Here is a 17,140-nt window from a genome sequence, read left to right as displayed (position 1 = left end):
AAGGGAAAAATCCATGTCGAAACTTCCGGGGTGGCTCGGTCGGCTGGGAGCCGAACTGACCGAGATCGGGGCGCGCCTGGAAGAGCGGCGCGCCGAGGACGAGCGCCGTGCCGACGCGGATGCCGTGAGCGTCTCCTCGTCGACGCTCTCCACGGCCGCCGCCGAACAGGTGCCGCGCCCGCCCTCCTACGCCCCTTCCGTGGCGGCCAAGCCCGACCCGGTGGCCGCGGTCCCCTGGGGGGTGCGCGTCGCAGCCGAGGCGGGCTGGCGGCTGCTGGTCCTGGCCGGCACGCTCTGGGTGCTCATGCGGGTCATCAGCGCCGTGCAGCTGGTCGTCCTCGCCTTCGTGGGCGCCCTGCTGGTGACCGCGATGCTCCAGCCGACCGTCGTACGGCTCAGGCGGCTCGGACTGCCGCGAGGGCTGGCCACCGCGGTCACGGCGGTGCTCGGCTTCGTCGTCATGGGGCTCGTCGGCTGGTTCGTCGTCTGGCAGGTGATGGACAATCTGGACACCCTCTCGGACCGGGTCCGTGACGGCATCGACGAACTGAAGCGCTGGCTCCTGGACAGCCCCTTCCACGTCACCGAGTCGCAGATCAACGACATCGCGAAGAACCTCAGCGACACCATCGGCACCAACACCGAGGAGATCACCTCCGCCGGGCTGCAGGGCGTCACGGTGATGGTGGAGGTCCTCACCGGGCTGCTGCTGGCGATGTTCTCGACGCTCTTCCTGCTCTACGACGGGAAGCGCATCTGGCAGTGGGTGCTCAAGCTGGTGCCCTCCCAGGCCCGGCCGGGCGTCGCGGGCGCCGGACCGCGTGCCTGGCGGACGCTGACCGCCTATGTCCGGGGCACGGTGATCGTGGCCCTGATCGACGCGATCTTCATCGGGCTCGGGATCTACTTCCTGGACGTGCCGATGGCGGTCCCGCTGGCCGTCTTCATCTTCCTCTTCGCCTTCATCCCCCTGGTCGGCGCCGTGATCTCCGGCGCTCTGGCCGTGGTCGTCGCGCTCGTCACCCACGGCGTGTTCACCGCCCTGATGGTGCTGATCGTGGTGCTCGCCGTGCAGCAGATCGAGGGCCACATCCTGCAGCCCTTCATCCTCGGCCGCGCCGTACGCGTCCATCCGCTGGCCGTGGTGCTCTCGGTCGCGGCGGGCGGGATGATCGCCGGCATCGGCGGTGCGGTCGTCGCCGTGCCCCTGGTCGCGGTGACCAACACGGTGGTCGGCTACCTGCGCTCGTTCGGATCGGACGCGGCCACGCCGCACGGCTCCGGGCCCCACGGGGCCACGGCGGTCTCGGCCGCTCCGGCGGAACCGCCCGCCGCCCGGCCCCTCCCCGCGGATCCTCCCGGCCAGGGGCGTGATCCCGGGACCGAGGACGAGGACCACCACGACGTCGGGACCGGATCGGGCTCACCGGACGATCAGAAGCGGTAGGGCAGAACAGCCGTCAGCCCGGCAGGGCCCCGGCGCGCGCCCACTGCGTACCCGCGCACGGCCGGGCGTGCCGGCTCCCCGGTGGGAGCTCGCCCTCGTCGCCGACGACGTGGACGCCGTCGCGGGCCTGGCCCCCGCCCACGGCCAGGAGGCGCGCGGGAGCGTGATCACGACGGCCGGCGGTCTCTGCGGCTGACGGCTGAGCAGTCCGGAAGGACTGTCCTTCCGCGTACGGGTGCGTTCCGCTCCCTGGCGCCGGGCGCTCACGAAAGAAGGACCCCCTGGACGGTCGGTCGTCCAGGGGGCCCTTCTCGTACAAAGGTACTGCGGGTTACTGCTCGGCGAGTACGGCCTCGGACTCGAGGGTCACGCCGACCGCCTGGATCACCGAAGCGATCTTGACGGCTTCCTGGATGGTCTCACGGTCCACGCCGGCCTTGCGCAGCACCTGCTCGTGGGAGTCCAGGCACTGGCCACAGCCGTTGATCGCGGAGACGGCGAGCGACCACAGCTCGAAGTCGACCTTCTCCACGCCCGGCTTGCCGATGACGTTCATCCGCAGACCCGCACGGAGGTTCCCGTACTCGGGGTCCGACAGCAGGTGCCGGGTGCGGTAGAAGACGTTGTTCATCGCCATGATGGCGGCGGCGGACTTCGCCGCGCCGTACGCCTCGGCGGAGAGGTTGGCCTTGGCCTCCGGCTCCAGCTCGCGGAGCACCTTCGGTGAGCGTGAGGCGATCGCGCAGGCCAGGACCGTGCCCCACAGCTGCTGCTGGGGGAGCTCGCTGTTACCGATGACCGAACCGAGGTTCAGCTTCAGGTCCTTGGCGAAGTCCGGCAGGGCGGACTTCAGTTCGTCGAGTGCCATGTCGTATCAGCTCACTCGCCCGAGAGGAGGGCGACCGGGTCGAGGGTGTTCTCGCCCTTGGTCCAGTTGCAGGGGCAGAGCTCGTCGGTCTGCAGGGCGTCGAGGACCCGCAGGACCTCCTTGGGGTTACGGCCCACGGAACCGGCGGTGACCATCGTGAACTGGATCTCGTTGTTCTGGTCGACGATGAACACGGCGCGCTGGGCGAAGCCGTCCTCGCCCTCGATGCCGAGGTCACGCATGAGCTCGTGCTTCGAGTCGGCCAGCATCGGGAAGGGCAGGTCGGTCAGGTCCGGGTGGTCCTTGCGCCAGGCGTGGTGCACGAACTCGGAGTCGCCGGAGAAGCCGAGGATCTGCGCGTCACGGTCGGCGAACTCGTCGTTCAGCTTGCCGAAGGCGGCGATCTCGGTGGGGCACACGAAGGTGAAGTCCTTCGGCCACGCGAAGATGACCTTCCACTGACCCTCGTAGGTCTTGTGGTTGATCTGCTCGAACTCCTTGCCGCTCTCCAGCGACACACAAGCGGTCAGGTCGAACTCGGGGAACTTGTCACCGACAGTGAGCACGCGCACTCCTTGCTGCGTAGGAAATCCCCTTTTGAGGGCGTTCCCGGGGGGCTGGACAGTCCTTACCCTGGCACACGGTGCATTGATCACGGAAATAGCTACACTCGGCCGGGGTGATCGGAGGTGCCTATCAGTGGCGTATGTAAATCAGGCCATCAGGGTCAAACAGCCCAGTCTCTCGCAGCTGCGCGCCTTCGTGGCCGTGGCGGAGCATCTGCACTTCCGGGACGCCGCCGCCGCAATCGGGATGAGTCAGCCGGCGCTCTCCGGGGCGGTGTCCGCGCTGGAGGTGGCACTGGGTGCCCAGCTCATCGAGCGTACGACGCGCAAGGTGCTGCTCACGCCCGCGGGTGAGCGCCTCGCGGTGCGGAGCCGGGCGGTGCTGGAGGCGCTCGGTGAGCTGATGGAGGAGGCCGAGGCGGTGCGCGCGCCGTTCACCGGGACACTCAGGCTCGGTGTGATCCCCACGGTCGCGCCCTACCTGCTGCCGACCGTGCTCAAGCTGGTCCATGAGCGCTATCCCGACCTGGATCTCCAGGTGCACGAGGAGCAGACCTCCTCCCTGCTGGACGGGCTGGCGGCCGGGCGGCTGGACCTGCTGCTGCTCGCCGTGCCGCTCGGCGTGCCGGGCGTCACGGAACTACCCCTGTTCGACGAGGACTTCGTGCTCGTGATGGAGAAGGGGCACCAGCTCGCCGGGCGCACCGGCCTGTCGCGCGAGACGCTCAGCGATCTGCCGTTGCTGCTGCTCGACGAAGGGCACTGCCTGCGCGACCAGGCGCTGGACATCTGCCGGGAGGCGGGACGCACCCGGGGGGCGCCGGTGACGACGACCGCGGCCGGGCTCTCCACGCTCGTACAGCTCGTCGCGGGCGGGCTCGGGGTGACGCTGCTGCCGCGTACGGCGGTGACGGTGGAGACCGGGCGGAACGACGCGCTGTCCACCGGCTGCTTCATGGATCCGGCGCCCTCCCGGCGAGTGGCGCTGGCCGTGCGGACGGGCTCGGCGCGGCACGGGGAGTTCGAGGAGCTGGCGGCCGCCCTGCGCGATGCGATGGCGACGCTGCCGGTCCGGGTGTCCGAAGGGGAGTGAGCCGTGGGCAGGGGGCCGGCAGGGCCGCAGGGGCCCCGTCAGCCCCCTGCCGGGCCCGGACGCGCCTCACCCCTCCGCTTCGGGCGGCGGATCCGGAGCCCCGGTCTTCGGGGGCCGGCCGCGGCGGGGGATCGGGGCCGCGCCACCCGGGAGCCGGCCCGCCTCCGCCAGTGCGCGCCGCAGCAGGAACTCGATCTGTGCGTTGGCGCTGCGCAGCTCGTCCGAGGCCCACCGGGCCAGCGCGTCATGCACCGCGGGATCCAGCCGCAGCAGCATCTGCTTGCGGGCGGACCCGCGCCGGGGTGCCCGGCCGGGAGGAGGGGCCGCGTCGTCGGTCACTGGTAGAGCGTGCCCGTGTTCAGGACCGGCTGCGCCGCGCGGTCGCCGCAGAGCACCACCATCAGGTTGCTGACCATCGCCGCCTTGCGCTCGGAGTCGAGCTCGACGATGTCCTGCTCCGCGATCCGGGTCAGCGCCATCTCGACCATGCCCACCGCGCCCTCGACGATCTGCTGGCGGGCCGCGACGACCGCCCCCGCCTGCTGCCGCTGGAGCATCGCCGAGGCGATCTCGGGGGCGTACGCGAGGTGGCTGAAGCGGGACTCGATGATGCGTACGCCGGCTGCCTGCACCCGGGCGGTGAGCTCGGCCGCGAGCTTCTCGGTGATCTCCTCGGCGTTGCCCCGCAGGGAGAGGCCGCCCTCATCGTGTGCGTCGTACGGGTACTCGATCGCGATGTGCCGGACGGCCGACTCGGTCTGGGTGGCCACGAACTCCAGGAAGTCGTCGACCTCGAAGAGGGCCTGGGCGGTGTCCTCCACCTTCCAGACGACGATCGCCGCGAGCTCGATCGGGTTGCCGTAGGCGTCGTTGACCTTCAGGACGGCCGTCTCGTGGTTACGGACCCTGGTGGAGATCTTGCGGCTGGAGGTCAGCGGGTTGATCCAGCGCAGGCCGTCCGCGCGGATCGTGCCGACGTAGCGGCCGAAGAGCTGGATGACCCGGGCCTCGCCCGGGGCGACCATCTTCACACCGCTCATGCAGAAGAACGAGGCGACGGTCAGGAGCAGCCCGAGGACGAGGAGCGGGATGCCGACGCCGTTGTGCCCGTCGGAGCCGAGGACGCCACCGACGATGGCCAGGGCCACGCCGAGGAGGACTCCGAGGACGGTCAGCAGGAGGCCGAGACCCCCGGGGATGGAGTGGGCGGTCGTCTCCCTGACCTGAGGCGCGGGCATCTCGGGGGCGTCCGGGGTCAGGTCGGTGCCGGGGCCGGTGGGGCCGGGAAGATCGTGCGGTGCGGACATGGGTCCCCCGTTTCCTACGGCTTACGCCGCGCTAGCAATGTGATTACACATTAGCGCGGTTCACAACCCTGCGCATCCTCCGTGAGTCGGTTCCATGAGGGCCGGGTGCTGATTCTCACGTCCGGAAAAGACCGGATCGTCTGCCTTTTGTCCGGGCTCTCGGTGTTAGCTGGCAGGTCTGACCGGAGTGGTACGAGCAGAAGAACAGGAGCACGACAGCGATGGGTCGAGCGGATGCGCGGCGGGCCGGGGGCGACGGCAAACGCCGGCTCTTCACCTGGCGGAAGATCCTGGGCACGTTCTTCGGACTCTGCCTGCTCGGCATGGGCGCCTTCGCGGCGCTCTACGTGTTCGTCGACGTGCCCGAGGCCAACGCCCAGGCCGAGAAGCAGAGCAACGTCTACAAGTACAGCGACGGCACGCTCCTGGTCCGCAGCAGCTCCGAGGTCAACCGGGAGATAGTCGACCTCGGCGTCGTGCCCAAGAGCGTCCAGCACGCCTTCGTCGCCGCCGAGAACAAGTCCTTCTACCGTGACCAGGGCGTCGACCTCAAGGGCACCACGCGCGGCCTGCTCAGCACGCTGACCGGCAAGGGCAAGCAGGGCGGCTCCACGATCACCCAGCAGTACGTCAAGAACTACTACCTCACGCAGGAACAGACGGTCACCCGCAAGCTCAAGGAGCTGGTGATCTCGCTCAAGGTCGACCAGCGCATGGAGAAGGACGACATCCTCGCCGGATACCTCAACACGGTCTACTACGGCCGCGGCGCGAACGGCATCCAGGCGGCGGCACAGGCCTACTACGGCGTCGACGCCAAGGACCTCGACACCTCCCAGGGCGCCTACCTCGCGGCCCTGCTCCAGGCCCCCAGCCAGTACGACTGGGCGAACGCCACACCGTCCGGCAAGAAGCTGGTCAAGGAGCGCTGGGGCTACACGCTGGACAACATGGTCGACGAGGGATGGCTCGACCAGGCCGAGCGGGACACGATGACGTTCCCCGTCCCGGACCGGCCCAAGGCCGCCGGCGGGATGGAGGGCCAGACCGGCTACCTCGTCGAAGCCGCGAACGACGAGATGGAGCGACAGGGCATCACCGAGGAGATGCGGCAGAACGGCGGCTGGACGATCACGCTCAACATCGACAAGAAGCGGCAGAAGCAGCTGGAGAAGTCGGTCGACCGTGAGCTGGAGAACCAGCTCGACCGCAAGAACAACGAGATCGACGCGACCGTCCAGGCCGGCGCCGCCTCGGTGGACCCGAAGACCGGCAAGGTCGTCGCGCTGTACGGCGGTGTCGGTGCGACCGAGCACTACATATCCAACGCCACCCGCCAGGACTACCAGCCGGCCTCCACCTTCAAGCCGCTGGTGCTCGCCTCCGCGCTGGAGAACGGATCGACCACCCAGGACGGCAGCCTCATCGGCCTGAACACGGTCTACGACGGCACCAGCAGGCGCCCCGTGGTCGGCAGCGACATCCCGTTCGCCCCGCAGAACGAGGACGACATCAGCTACGACAGCCCGACCGTGAGGAGGGCGATGGACAAGTCCATCAACGCCGTCTTCGCCCAGATGGTCGTGGACGTCTCCCCCGCCGCCGTGAAGAAGACCGCGCTGGCCGTGGGCGTACCGGACAAGAACTTCCCCGAGACGCCCGCGATGACCCTGGGCACCATGAACGCCTCGACGTGGGACATGGCCGGGGTCTACGCGACCCTCGCCAACCACGGCAAGAAGGTCACCCCGACCATCGTCAAGTCCGCCGTGCACCGCGGCCGCACCATGGAACCCGTCGACGGCGTGGGCGGCCAGGTGATCAGCCGGGCGTCCGCCGACACCGTGACGGACGCGCTGACCGAGGTCGTCGACGTCGGCTCCGGGCGCGAGGCCGACACCCCCGCCTACGACGCCGCGGGCAAGACGGGTACGTCGGAGAACAACAAGGCGGCCTGGTTCACGGCCTACACCCCTGAGCTCAGCACCGCCGTGGCCCTCTTCGGAGAGTCCCCCCGGGAGGGCGGCGGCCAGGTCAGTCTCACCGGCACGGCCAACTCCGGCCGGGCCAGTGGCGGCGGGTTCCCCGCCAGGATCTGGGCGGACTACACCCTCGGCGCGCTGAACGGCGGCTCGGACGCCACCTTCGACCTGGAGGGCGTGGAGCGCGGCGAGACGGCGGTGACCCAGACCCCCTCGGCCCTCCCGCCCGAGACCCAGGAACCGCCGGAGACCCCGTCCGAGGAGCCGGAGACGCCCTCCGGGTCGCCGAGCGCGACACCGGGCGAGGAGTCACCGTCCGCGGAGCCGCCGAGCGAGAGCCCGTCCTCGACACCGAGCAGGACGCCCAGCGCCACGAAGGACCCCGAGGACGAGGACGAACCACCGGGCGAACGCCCGGGCAGTGAAGTCCTGCCGGAGCAGTAGCGACACGTGAGGGGCGGTGTCGGCCGGCACCGCCCCTCACGTGTGCCCGGCCCCAGGCGCAGCGGGCGGCCCGCCGGCGACGGGACGGCTCCGTCACGTCGGGCACGGCGCCGGCGCCCGGGACCTCGCTCCAGGCGCAGCCGGGAGCACACGGCGAGGTGGGTCATCCGCTCCGAAGACCGCCTGGGAGCCGGCCGTGAGGGCCGCGACGCACGGGCTGGTGGCCGGGCACCGTGCCGCGCGGTTCGCCCGGCCTCCCCCACCCGGAAACCGGCATGACACCGTCACGGCACCGCCTGCCGCCCGCACGCGCAGAGCCTCCTGTGCCGCCGACGGCAGAGGTCCCGCGTCGCCCACCGGAGTACGCACACCCGCTCCTCGGCGCCCCGGAGGAACAGGCGTCCGGCGTTCCTCAGCCGGAACCGGGCACCGTCATCTCGAACCAGACCACCTTGCCCGTCGACAACCGGGTCGCGCCCCACCGCTTGGCCAGCCGGTTGACCAGGAAGAGCCCGCGCCCGCCCTCGTCCGTCTCCCGGGCACGCCGCTGCCGGGGCAGCTGCGGGGAGTCGTCGCCGACCTCGCAGCGCAGGATGTCCGTACGCAGCAGCCGCAGCGTCACGGGCCGCTCCGCGTAGCGCACGGCGTTGGTCACCACCTCGCTGACCAGCAGCTCCACCTCGTCCGAGAGGTCGTCCAGACCCCACCGGCTCAGGGCCCTGCGGGCCAGCCTGCGCGCCCGGCCGGGCGCGGCGTCCTCCGGTTCCAGGAACCAGTACGCGACGTCGCTCGGCGCGATCCCGTCGAACCGGGCGGCCAGCAGGGCGATGTCGTCGTCCCGGTCGCCCGGACCGAGCATGTCCAGTACGTCGTCGCAGAGCGCTTCCAGCGGCGGTGAGTGGTCCGGCCCGGTCAACTGGGCCGTGGCGGCGAGCCGCTCCCGCAGGATCTCGATGCCCGTCCAGACGTCCCGTATCCGGGACTCCACCAGGCCGTCCGTGTACAGCAGCAGCGTCGCCCCGGCCGGCGCGTCCAGCTCCACGGCCTCGAAGTCGACCCCGCCGACACCGATCGGCGCACCCGGCGGCACCCGCAGCACCTCGGCCCGGCCGCCCAGGTGGAGCAGCACGGGCGGCGGGTGTCCGGCGTTGGCGATGGTGATGCGGTGGGCGACGGGGTCGTACACCGCGTACAGGCAGGTCGCCATGCGGTCGCTGCCGAGCCGCTGCGCCTGCTCGTCCAGATGGTGCAGGACCTCCTGCGGAGGCAGGTCGAGCCCGGCCAGGGTCTGCGCGGTGGTGCGCAGCTGGCCCATGATCGCCGCGGACGTCATGGAGTGTCCCATCACGTCACCGACGACCAGGGCGACCCTGCTGCCGGGAAGGGGGATCGCGTCGTACCAGTCCCCGCCGACCCGCGCGGTCTCGGCGGCCGGGAGATAGCGCGAGGCCAGCCGCACGCCCGTGGGCTGGGGCAGCGAGTCGGGCAGCATCGTGCGCTGGAGCTCATCGGCGATGTACGCCTCGCGGCCGTACAGCATGGCCTTGTCGATGCCGAGCGCGGTGTGCGTGGCCAGCTGGGCCGCGACCAGGAGGTCGTTCGCCTCGAACGGCGGACGTTCCGTACCGCGCAGGAAGACGGCGGCACCGATCACCCGGCGACGGCCGCGCAGCGGAGCGAGGATCGCCCGGTGCCCGGTCGGCACGGCCCGGCCGGGGCCCAGCAGCTCGGGCAGGGCGGCACGGGCCGCCGCGGAGTCCCCGAAGACGGGCCGCACCCCGCGCAGCACCTCGTCGAGCGCACCGCCCGCCCGGATCTCGCACAGCTCGGCGGCAGGCAGCAGCCCGGCCTGCGCGTCGGTGACGGGCAGCCGCAGCCGTTCGCCCTCCGGCCCGCTCTCGCCCTCCTCGTCGGCCGGCCGCAGCCTGTCGCTACGCCGCAGCCGCAGCAAGAAGGGGTTGACGGGCCGTTCGTCACCCACGGGGAGCGGGTCGCGGAGGTAGACGAGTATGGCGTCGGAGAACGTGGGCACGCTCGCCCGGCACAGGCCCAGCACGATCTCGTCCAGGTCCATGCCCCGCGCGATCCGGCGGGTCGCCGCGCCGACGAAGCGCAGCCGGTCCCCTTCGCGGCGGGTGACCGTCTGGGTGTCGGCGGCGGACGCGGCGGCATCCGCGCCGGGCATCGGATTCGGCACCGGGCCCGTCACCGTGGCCGGCACCGGAGAGGGGCCGGGGACGGCGGTGGCAGCGGCGCCCGGCGGGGCCTCCTGCTGCCGGGGCCGGGCGCGTTCCTGCGGCCGGGCGGCGAGCGGCTGCCGGCCTTCGTGTGAGGTGGAGTGCTCCGTCACGCGTGGGATTCCGTCCGTCCGGGCCGGTTGTATGAGGCGAACACCGTCACCTCGGGGGGTCGCGCCACTCTGCCCCGGTGAGAGCGGTGAGAACAACGACTGTCACCGGTCGCCCTGGGAAAGAGGGCCGAAACCGTACGTCCGTCGGAGGGACCGGTACGGAGCCTTCCGGTGAGCGGGCAGCGGACAGCGAGCACGTCTCCACCCCCTCGTAGTGGCTCTGCGTCCGCACGGTCCACCCGGCTCCGTGAACCGTGTGACCTATGCGGTGCGTGCGGTGACTGGTGGTCAGCCCCCTGGCCGGTCGCGCCGGTTGTGGCCCATCGGTCCGGCGGAGCGGTTCATGCGGGGCGATCCTACGTTCGCCCCCCAGGGGTGCATCAAGGGTCTCACGACGGTGCGGGAGCAGGGGGGCGGTCCCAGTCATCCGGCAGCGGGGGGACCGGCCACTGCGGGTCGGGCCTCCAGTGCTCCCAGCCGTCGCTGAACGGGGCGCCCCAGCGCTCGATCACCTCGACGGCCGCCAGGCCCGCCTCGCGCACCCGCCGCGCCGTGGCCCCGTCCATCAGCCCGACCTGCTGCGCCTGTGCGAACTCGTCCTCGTCGAGCCATTCCCAGCTGTGGTCGGGGCGCACCGAGATGTCGAGGAAGTGGTCCTGCGAATCGACCCCGCCGGCCCAGCGCGAGCGAGGTTCCTCGAGGTTGACGTACCAGTTGCGGAAGAGCCAGCCACGGTCCCAGAACAGCCAGACCGACCAGGGGTCGCCGGGGCGGGCGAGCTTCAGCACGCCCGAGCCGAACCAGTGGGAGCGCGCGGTCGTGCGCGGGCGCGTGTAGCGGGTGGCGAGCGGCTCGGCGTGCACCTGGGTGCCGTCGGCGATCACCGGCCGCACACATTCGGTGCCGGAGGCCATCCACACCGCCAGCAGCTCCTCGGTGTCCTGCACCACGGTGACCGGCCGGCAGATGTGAACCGCGTGACCGCCGCCGTCCCCCGGTCTTGCGTTGGCCCGGTAACGCCAGAGGATCCGGTCCCCCGGAGACCAGCGCACGCCGTCACCCGCACCCACCCCGGCGCCTGCTCCCGTACCCGCTTCCGTCGCTGTCATGGAGAGATCTTAGGGACGCACCCGTCCTCCCGGCGCGTTCCGTGTCAGGGCCGGGTCATACGCAACACGTCCAGGGCCTCGTCGAGCTGTTCCGGCGTCAGGTCTCCGCGCTCGACGTATCCGCCGGCCAGCACCGTCTCCCGGATCGTCGTGCCGTCGGCCAGGGACTTCTTGGCGACCTTCGCCGCCTCCTCGTAACCGATGTACTTGTTCAGCGGGGTCACGACCGACGGCGAGGACTCCGCGTACCGCCGCGCCCGCTCCGCATCGGCGGTGATGCCGTCGACGGTGCGGTCGGCGAGCAGCCGCGAGGCGTTGGTGAGCAGCCGCACCGACTCCAGCAGGTTCTTCGCGATCACCGGGAGCATGACGTTGAGCTCGAAGTTGCCGGCGGCCCCGGCGGCGGCGACCGTGGCGTCGTTGCCCGTCACCTGGGCCGCGACCATCAGCACGGCCTCCGGGATGACCGGATTGACCTTGCCCGGCATGATCGACGACCCGGGCTGCAGGTCGGGAAGGCTGATCTCGGCGAGTCCGGTGCGGGGGCCGGAGGCCATCCAGCGCAGGTCGTTCGAGATCTTGGTGAGCGACACGGCGACGGTACGGAGCTGGCCCGACGTCTCGACGAGCCCGTCCCGGGCACCCTGCGCCTCGAAGTGGTTCCGGGCCTCCGTGAGCGGCAGGCCGGTCGTGCGGGCGACCTCCGCGATCACGGCGGCGGAGAAACCGGGAGGGGTGTTGATCCCGGTGCCCACCGCCGTACCGCCCAGGGGGAGTTCGGCGAGGCGGGGGAGCGAGGCGTGCAACCGCTCGACGCCGTGGCGGATCTGCGCCGCGTAACCGCCGAACTCCTGGCCCAGGGTCACAGGGGTGGCGTCCATCAGATGCGTACGGCCCGACTTCACGACCTCCGCGAATTCGGCCGATTTCCGCTCCAGGGCCACGGCCAGGTGTTCGAGTGCCGGGATCAGGTCGGCGGTGACGGCTGCGGTCGCCGCGATGTGGATGGACGAGGGGAACACGTCGTTCGACGACTGGGAGGCGTTGACGTGGTCGTTGGGGTGCACCTCGCGTCCGAGGCGCTCGGTGGCGAGCGTGGCCACGACCTCGTTGGTGTTCATGTTGGACGAGGTGCCGGAACCCGTCTGGAACACGTCGACGGGGAAGTGCTCGTCCCAGTGTCCCGCCACCACCTCGGCGGCGGCCTCCTGGATCGCGTCCGCGATCTCCGGATCCAGCACCTCCAGCTCGGCGTTGACCTTGGCCGCCGCCGCCTTGATCCGGGCCAGGGCCTCGATGTGGGCCCGTTCCAGCCGTTGCCCCGAGACGGGGAAGTTCTCCACCGCGCGCTGTGTCTGGGCACGCCACTTGGCGTGCGCGGGCACCTTCACCTCCCCCATCGAGTCGTGCTCGACGCGGTACTGCGTGTCCTCGGCCGGTTCGCCCATGGTGTCCTACCTCCTGCTGGAGCGAGCACGGTCCGCGCCCGCCGTATTCCCCCGCTCCTCCTGCCCCGGGCCCCGGGACGGATCACGCGTCATGACGACGTTCGCGCTTTCTCCCGGCCCCTGCCACCGGACCGCAGGCGCGCGGTGTACGCCGGAACCCCTCCGGCGGCCCCGCGCACGCGGGAGGGGCGCACCGGTGGCCGGTGCGCCCCTCGGTGCGGCGGACGGTCAGCCGAGGCCGGGGCCGCGGACCGGGATGTTCGTGAACGTCGGCGCCGGGGCGGGCTCGGTGAAGAAGTCGTTTCCCTTGTCGTCGACCACGATGAACGCGGGGAAGTCCTCGACCTCGATCCGCCAGACCGCCTCCATGCCGAGCTCCTCGTACTCGACCACCTCGACCTTCTTGATGCAGTCCTGCGCGAGACGTGCGGCGGGGCCGCCGATCGAGCCGAGGTAGAAGCCGCCGTGCGCGTCGCACGCGTCCGTGACCTGCCTGGACCGGTTGCCCTTGGCGAGCATCACCTTGGAGCCGCCCGCCGCCTGGAACTGCGCGACGTAGCTGTCCATGCGGCCGGCCGTCGTCGGGCCGAAGGAGCCGGACGCGTATCCCTCGGGTGTCTTCGCCGGGCCCGCGTAGTACACCGGGTGGTCCTTGAGGTACTGCGGCATCTCCTCGCCCGCGTCGAGCCGCTCCTTGATCTTGGCGTGCGCGATGTCACGCGCCACGACCAGCGGGCCGGTCAGCGAGAGCCTGGTCTTGACCGGGTACTTGGTCAGCTCGGCGAGGATCTCGTCCATCGGCCGGCTGAGGTCGATCCGCACCACGTCACCGGACTCGTCCAGGTGCTCGTCGGTGGTGTCCGGGAGGAAGCGCGCCGGGTCCTTCTCCAGCTGCTCCAGGAACACGCCCTCGGCGGTGATCTTCGCGGTCGCCTGGCGGTCGGCCGAGCAGGACACGGCGATCGCCACGGGCAGCGAGGCACCGTGCCGGGGGAGGCGGACGACCCGGACGTCGTGGCAGAAGTACTTGCCGCCGAACTGGGCACCGATGCCGATCTTCTGCGTCAGCTCGAAGACCTTCTCCTCCAGGTCCTTGTCCCGGAAGCCGTGACCGGTCGGGGAACCCTCGGCGGGCAGCTCGTCCAGGTAGTGGGCGGAGGCGTACTTCGCGGTCTTCAGCGCGAACTCGGCCGACGTACCGCCGACGACGATCGCCAGGTGGTAGGGAGGGCAGGCCGCCGTGCCCAGCGAACGGATCTTCTCCTCCAGGAACTTCATCATGGAGGCCTCGTTGAGGACCGCCTTGGTCTCCTGGTAGAGGAAGGACTTGTTGGCCGAACCGCCGCCCTTCGCCATGAAGAGGAACTTGTAGGCGCCGCCGTCCGTCGCGTACAGCTCGATCTGGGCCGGGAGGTTCGAACCGGTGTTCTTCTCGTCCCACATGGTCAGCGGGGCCATCTGCGAGTAACGCAGGTTGAGCTTCGTGTACGCGTCGAAGATGCCGTGCGACAGGGCCTCCTCGTCACCGCCCTCGGTGAGCACGTTCTGGCCGCGCTTGCCCATCACGATGGCCGTACCGGTGTCCTGGCACATGGGCAGGACACCGGCGGCGGCGATGTTCGCGTTCTTCAGGAGGTCCAGCGCGACGAACTTGTCGTTGGACGAGGCCTCCGGGTCGTCCACGATGCGGCGCAGCTGCGCCAGGTGGGCCGGGCGCAGGTAGTGCGAGATGTCGTGCATGGCCTCGGCGGCGAGGGTGCGCAGAGCCTCCGGCGCCACCTTGAGGAACGTACGGCCGTCGGCCTCGAAGGTCGAGACGCCCTCGGCGGTCACCAGCCGGTACGGCGTGGTGTCCTCTCCCAGAGGGAGCAGATCGGAGTACGCAAACTCTGGCATTACGGCCATTCCTCACTCGGCGACAGCGGCTGACCACCCTTGGGCAGCGCATCCACCAGGGTAGGACCCCCGGGGGTGCGCCGGACCTGTGAGGTAAGGCTCACCCGGACCGCTCGCTCCGGCGGCCCGGCTCCGCACGGGGCCGCGGCCGGAGTGCGGGCGGATTTCGGGCAAGGCCGGTGAGGCACTGGTCGCGATCTATCGCGTCTGGGTAGGCTGGTCCGGTGGACCTCGAAAAGCAGCCCCAGCAGCCCGCCGCTCCGGCCGCTCCCGCGCCCGCCGGAATCCGCGCCTCCGACGCGGACCGCGACCGGATCGCGGACATCCTGCGGGAGGCCATGGCCGAGGGCCGGCTGACCGCCGACGAGCACGCCGAGCGGGTCGACCTGGTCTACCGGGCCAAGACCGTCGGCGAACTCGAGCCCCTGGTCCAGGACCTGCCGGTACCGGGCGGCACCGCCCGGCAGCCCGCCTCGCCCTACGGATACGGCCCCGAGGGGACGGCCGGGCCCGCCGAGAACCTGGTGGCGGTCTTCAGCAGCTCCACCCGCAAGGGCCGTTGGCGCGTCGGCGGCCGCACGAACGCCTTCGCGCTCTTCGGCAGCATCGAGATCGACCTGACCGAGGCACTGTTCGGGCAGCGGCTCACGGTCATCAACGCGACGTCCGTCTTCGGCAACGTCGAGGTCAGGGTTCCCGAGAACATCTCGCTGCGCGGCAGTGGAACAGGCGTTCTCGGCAATTTCGAAGTCGACACGCTGGAGTCCCCCGACCCGGAAGCGCCGGTGGTCGTCGTGAACGGCTATGCCGTGCTGGGGAACATCGAGGCGAAGCCCAAGCGGGGCAAGCTCATCGCCAACCTCCACAAGCATGTGCGCAAACACCTCGGCCACTGAGGCCGGACGGCCGGACCACCGCACATTTCAGGCCGTCCGGCGACGCGGTGGCACCACGCGGGACGGAAGGCGACGCCACTCAGTGCATAGGCGCGCGCACAGCGGGTAGGGAGTGCTGCATCGCCTCTCGCTCACGAAGCCCAAGCCGTCGTCAGGAGTGGACCGTGCTGCACATGCCGCATCAGCCCCTGCAGGTCGCCGCCGTACCCTCCCAGCGCGCACCCGTGCGGGAGGATCAGGCGGGGCCCTGGCATTCGGAGGCGGTGTGCCGCCGGGACGAGGCCGGGTTGTTCTTCGCCCCGTCGAAGGAGCCGACTGCTGCCCGGCTGGCCCGCGAAGAAGCCGCGAAACAGGTCTGTGCGAGGTGCCCGGTGATGGTGGACTGCCGGGAGCACGCCCTCATCCAGCCCGAGCCCTACGGGGTGTGGGGCGGCCTCACCGCCGCCGAACGCCGCGTGGTGCTCACCCGGCGCCGGAGGCGCGACATGGAACTCAAGGCGGCGGCCCCGACAGGGCGCATAGCCGCAGCGGGCTGAAACCCCGCGCACGCGGAGGCGGGCGCCGCTCTGCCCGGGCGGCGCCCGCCTCCGCGTGACCAGGGCTACCTGGCGCGGTCGAAGTCGATCGCGCTGTAGGCGCGCAGCTTCGAGAGCCGGTGCGTCGAGTCGATCCTGCGGATCGTGCCCGACTTGGACCGCATCACCAGGGACTCCGTGGTCGCGGTCTCCGCGCGGTACCGCACACCGCGCAGCAGTTCGCCGTCGGTGATCCCGGTGGCGACGAAGAAGACGTTGTCCCCACTGACCAGGTCATCCGTCGACAGGACCCGGTCCAGGTCGTGACCGGCGTCCAGGGCACGCTGCCGCTCGGCCTCGTCCTTGGGCCAGAGCTTGCCCTGGATGACACCGCCGAGGCACTTTATGGCGCAGGCCGAGATGATGCCCTCGGGTGTGCCGCCGATGCCCATGAGCAGGTCGACGCCGGTTCCTTCGCGGGCCGCCATGATCGACCCGGCGACGTCGCCGTCGGAGATGAACTTGATCCGGGCGCCGGTCTCCCGGATCTCCCTGACGATGTTCTCGTGCCGGGGCCGGTCCAGGATGACGACCGTGACGTCCTCGGGCGCCGAGCTCTTGGCCTTCGCGACACGCCGGATGTTCACGGAAACGGGTGCGTCGATGTCGACGAAGTCGGCGGCTTCCGGGCCGGTGACCAGCTTGTCCATGTAGAAGACGGCGGACGGGTCGAACATGGCGCCCCGGTCCGCGGCAGCCAGTACGGCGATGGCGTTCGGCATGCCCTTCGCGTTGAGCGTGGTGCCGTCGATCGGGTCGACGGCGATGTCGACCTCGGCCCCGGTGCCGTCGCCGACGCGTTCGCCGTTGAACAGCATGGGGGCTTCGTCCTTCTCGCCCTCACCGATGACGACGATGCCGTTCATCGACACGGTGGAGACGAGTGTGCGCATGGCTTTCACCGCGGCGCCGTCGGCGCCGATCTTGTCGCCGCGGCCGACCCAGCGCCCGGCGGCCATGGCGGCGGCCTCGGTGACCCGCACCAGCTCCAGGGCCAGGTTGCGGTCGGGGGCCTCCGGGGAGACCTCGAGCGGGGACGGCAGATGATGCTCGGACATCGGAGCGCACCTTTCTGTACGACGACGACCGGAAAAGAGGGTGCTGTGACTCTATCGGTAGGTCGATAAAATGAGCAGATCGGGTCACTTATGAGCGGGTG

15 protein-coding genes are annotated in these 17,140 nt (G+C 70.8%); 6 read left to right on the top strand and 9 right to left on the bottom strand.

The features are described 5' to 3' along the window. Positions 1-13: 13 nt before the first annotated feature. Entirely contained in the window at positions 14-1,447 is a 1,434-nt protein-coding gene (locus tag ACF1FZ_RS00515) for an AI-2E family transporter (protein WP_391771174.1), read from the top strand. A gap of 67 nt (positions 1,448-1,514) precedes the next feature. Next, positions 1,515-1,643 (top strand): hypothetical protein, encoded by a 129-nt coding sequence (locus ACF1FZ_RS00510; RefSeq protein WP_391771173.1) that lies wholly within the window; start codon positions 1,515-1,517, stop codon positions 1,641-1,643. A 135-nt stretch (positions 1,644-1,778) separates the two neighbouring features. Here the strand turns inward: ACF1FZ_RS00510 and ACF1FZ_RS00505 are convergent, their stop codons facing one another. Together ACF1FZ_RS00505 and ACF1FZ_RS00500 are read right to left on the bottom strand one after the other, a co-directional pair. Further along, complete coding sequence (locus ACF1FZ_RS00505) at positions 1,779-2,315, bottom strand: alkyl hydroperoxide reductase (protein WP_391771172.1); 537 nt, start codon at positions 2,313-2,315, stop codon at positions 1,779-1,781. An 11-nt stretch (positions 2,316-2,326) separates the two neighbouring features. Beyond that, on the bottom strand, positions 2,327-2,881 hold the full coding sequence (locus ACF1FZ_RS00500) for a peroxiredoxin (RefSeq protein ID WP_325745922.1): 555 nt from the start codon (positions 2,879-2,881) through the stop codon (positions 2,327-2,329). A 133-nt stretch (positions 2,882-3,014) separates the two neighbouring features. On the opposite strand from ACF1FZ_RS00500, the gene ACF1FZ_RS00495 reads away from it, so the two are divergent. Continuing rightward, positions 3,015-3,974, top strand: coding sequence for a LysR substrate-binding domain-containing protein (locus ACF1FZ_RS00495; RefSeq protein WP_391771171.1), 960 nt, complete (start codon positions 3,015-3,017; stop codon positions 3,972-3,974). A gap of 66 nt (positions 3,975-4,040) precedes the next feature. On the opposite strand, the gene ACF1FZ_RS00490 is transcribed toward ACF1FZ_RS00495, so the two are convergent. Continuing rightward, a complete protein-coding gene (locus tag ACF1FZ_RS00490; RefSeq protein ID WP_391771170.1) occupies positions 4,041-4,313 on the bottom strand; it encodes a hypothetical protein in 273 nt (90 codons plus the stop codon). Next, complete coding sequence (locus tag ACF1FZ_RS00485) at positions 4,310-5,281, bottom strand: SPFH domain-containing protein (protein ID WP_391771169.1); 972 nt, start codon at positions 5,279-5,281, stop codon at positions 4,310-4,312. Before ACF1FZ_RS00485 ends, ACF1FZ_RS00490 begins: the two co-directional genes overlap by 4 nt. 221 nt (positions 5,282-5,502) lie before the next feature. Here ACF1FZ_RS00485 and ACF1FZ_RS00480 point away from each other — a divergent pair, with 221 nt between their 5' ends. After that, complete coding sequence (locus ACF1FZ_RS00480) at positions 5,503-7,707, top strand: transglycosylase domain-containing protein (protein ID WP_391771168.1); 2,205 nt, start codon at positions 5,503-5,505, stop codon at positions 7,705-7,707. Between the two features lie 412 nt (positions 7,708-8,119). Here ACF1FZ_RS00480 and ACF1FZ_RS00475 read toward each other — a convergent pair whose 3' ends face one another. The 4 genes from ACF1FZ_RS00475 to ACF1FZ_RS00460 form a co-directional block, all read right to left on the bottom strand. Beyond that, the gene (locus ACF1FZ_RS00475) at positions 8,120-10,057 is read right to left on the bottom strand and encodes a SpoIIE family protein phosphatase (RefSeq protein WP_391771167.1); all 1,938 of its coding nucleotides are present in this window, start codon (positions 10,055-10,057) and stop codon (positions 8,120-8,122) included. Positions 10,058-10,446: 389 nt separating this feature from the next. Further along, positions 10,447-11,166, bottom strand: a complete 720-nt coding sequence (locus ACF1FZ_RS00470; RefSeq protein WP_391771166.1) for a DUF402 domain-containing protein — start codon at positions 11,164-11,166, stop codon at positions 10,447-10,449. A gap of 44 nt (positions 11,167-11,210) precedes the next feature. Continuing rightward, positions 11,211-12,614 carry a class II fumarate hydratase gene (locus ACF1FZ_RS00465; protein WP_391771165.1) on the bottom strand — a complete coding sequence of 468 codons (1,404 nt, stop codon included), beginning with the start codon at positions 12,612-12,614 and terminating at the stop codon, positions 11,211-11,213. Between the two features lie 228 nt (positions 12,615-12,842). Beyond that, complete coding sequence (locus ACF1FZ_RS00460) at positions 12,843-14,510, bottom strand: fumarate hydratase (protein ID WP_391771164.1); 1,668 nt, start codon at positions 14,508-14,510, stop codon at positions 12,843-12,845. Between the two features lie 224 nt (positions 14,511-14,734). Here ACF1FZ_RS00460 and ACF1FZ_RS00455 point away from each other — a divergent pair, with 224 nt between their 5' ends. Beyond that, the gene (locus tag ACF1FZ_RS00455; protein WP_391771163.1) at positions 14,735-15,406 is read left to right on the top strand and encodes a DUF1707 domain-containing protein; all 672 of its coding nucleotides are present in this window, start codon (positions 14,735-14,737) and stop codon (positions 15,404-15,406) included. A 164-nt stretch (positions 15,407-15,570) separates the two neighbouring features. Beyond that, positions 15,571-15,942 (top strand): WhiB family transcriptional regulator, encoded by a 372-nt coding sequence (locus ACF1FZ_RS00450; protein ID WP_391771162.1) that lies wholly within the window; start codon positions 15,571-15,573, stop codon positions 15,940-15,942. A gap of 65 nt (positions 15,943-16,007) precedes the next feature. On the opposite strand, the gene glpX is transcribed toward ACF1FZ_RS00450, so the two are convergent. Then, positions 16,008-17,039, bottom strand: coding sequence for a class II fructose-bisphosphatase (gene glpX / locus ACF1FZ_RS00445; RefSeq protein ID WP_391771161.1), 1,032 nt, complete (start codon positions 17,037-17,039; stop codon positions 16,008-16,010). Positions 17,040-17,140: the final 101 nt, after the last annotated feature.

The organism is Streptomyces sp. NPDC014623, assembly GCF_043088245.1.
Lineage (GTDB): Bacteria > Actinomycetota > Actinomycetes > Streptomycetales > Streptomycetaceae > Streptomyces.
The sequence above is the reverse complement of the archived record's forward strand: the minus strand, read 5'-3'. Positions and strand labels throughout refer to the sequence as shown.